At 58.4% G+C, this 1,628-nt stretch carries 3 protein-coding genes; all 3 read right to left on the bottom strand.

The window, feature by feature from the left end; all coding sequences use genetic code 11:
• Nucleotides 1-88: 88 nt before the first annotated feature.
• Nucleotides 89-370 (bottom strand): hypothetical protein, encoded by a 282-nt coding sequence (locus tag ACIQ2D_RS21850; RefSeq protein WP_003944250.1) that lies wholly within the window; start codon nt 368-370, stop codon nt 89-91.
• 159 nt (nt 371-529) lie between these two features.
• A complete protein-coding gene (locus ACIQ2D_RS21855; RefSeq protein ID WP_050794059.1) occupies nt 530-1,198 on the bottom strand; it encodes a TetR/AcrR family transcriptional regulator in 669 nt (222 codons plus the stop codon).
• The coding region (locus ACIQ2D_RS21860) for a hypothetical protein (RefSeq protein ID WP_402867401.1) at nt 1,191-1,628 on the bottom strand (438 nt) is incomplete at its 5' end. The genes ACIQ2D_RS21855 and ACIQ2D_RS21860, both read right to left, overlap by 8 nt.

The following is a 1,628-nucleotide window of genomic DNA, read 5'->3' on the forward strand; positions in this document are numbered from 1 at the left end:
CGGTGCGGCGTCCCGATGGGGAACCCGACCAGCGAGAGACGGGCTGTACCTTGAATGACCTCGTGCACCACGGGTGCGGGGCGGCTGTTTAGAAGAGATAGGGAAGCAGGAACGACGCCACGATCAGGAAGGCTCCGAGGACGACGAGAGCCGTGAGATTGCGTCTCATGCCCGCAGCCTTATCTTCGTAATACCACTTCTGGGCTAAAGCGTCGCGGCGCTCGTATTCCTCGAGTAAGTAGGAATCGCGATCGCTTGAAGGGCCTCCGCCGCTGAGAATGCGCACCAAATCGTAGCGATCGGGGCCGACGAAGCCGAGATCTTGGACTTCCCTGTCGTGGAACGATGCTGACGAGTCCGAATGTGCCATTTCAATACCTGACGCTTCCTGGTGTTCCGCAAGGCGGATTGTGACCGCGGATTCGATCCTGCTCATGTGCGAACGTGGATACGACAGTTCCTTGAGTTCCTGATGCGTACCCTAGAAATACGTTGCATTGGAACGTCTTTCGTAGGTGATGCAGTTCGGCTAGTCCGGGTTGCCGGGCAGTCCTTCAAACACGTCCGCTACCCGTGTTTGCAAATTCGGGGAGCTGACGTCAATCGACTGGATTTGGGCGCCGCCGATGAACGTCGCGCACACCTGATCGGACAATCGGTGGCTTGCGCCGCCGGCCCTTATCTCGCCAGCCTCGATGGAGCGGACAACCAATTCATCAATACTGTTACGCCACTTCCGGTATGCGCTCTTCCCCTCAGCGAGGGAGGGTTCTACAGTGAGAAGCAACCCAGCACGCAGACCAGGGTCGGCATCGATGCGGTGCGCCACCTCGCTGCAGAACCGCACCAACTGGCGGCAGGGGGAACCATCGCCAGGTTCTCCGAGAGCCGCATACTCCTCATCCACCATAGCGGACCATCGTTCGATAACCTGTTGTGCCAGTTCTTCTTTGGAGGGAAAGTGAAAGTATAGTGCACCTTTGGTGACGTTCCCGTTTTCAATGATGGCGTTGATGCTTGCCGCGGCGAATCCGCAAGCATCGAATTGGCGGGCAGCAGCGTCGACGATTTTCTCGCGAGTAATCTCCGACCGTTTTTGCCGTAGCTTTCCTTTGCCCGCGCGCCCGACGTCGGACGGGCTGGGCGAATGAATATGACCTGGACTCAACGGCTCTGATTGGACGATGGTTTCACGCATTCCCTCTCACTTTCAGCAGTGGCTTCTCGCTGCATCCTGCAGAAACAACGGAGGCGTTGGCAATCTGCCTATTGTCAGCATTGGTGCACGATTGTGCCGATCGGAGGCCCGCCTGAGCTGACTCTGTCCTCGTAACCCATTCTCCGATTGCAGTCAAAATCCAACTTTTGGACACCTCGCGGTCGACGTCCACTGCCGATGTCAGTGCCTCGAATGCCAGCGTGACGGCGACAGAGAAATCGGGGTGCGAAGTGTCCGTCGCTTCCAGCGCGATGTCGTTGACGGCAGAAAGTGCGAGGTGCAGCGCGTCCGCTGAGACCACCGCCGGGTCTTCTACCAGCACTGCAGTGGATTGGTATGCCGATATCCAACCCTGGGGGTCTAACGGATGCTGAGCGGAGGCGCGGCACATGCGGGCAACCTGCTCCAG

The organism is Lysinibacillus sp. NPDC097287 (genome assembly GCF_044761695.1).
Classification (GTDB): Bacteria; Bacillota; Bacilli; order Bacillales_A; family Planococcaceae; genus Lysinibacillus.

Bases quoted from the DNA above. Each gene is read 5' to 3' on its own strand.
- ACIQ2D_RS21850 (WP_003944250.1), bottom strand. From the start codon at position 370: ATGGCACATTCGGACTCGTCAGCATCGTTCCACGACAGGGAAGTCCAA.
- ACIQ2D_RS21855 (WP_050794059.1), bottom strand. From the start codon at position 1,198: ATGCGTGAAACCATCGTCCAATCAGAGCCGTTGAGTCCAGGTCATATT.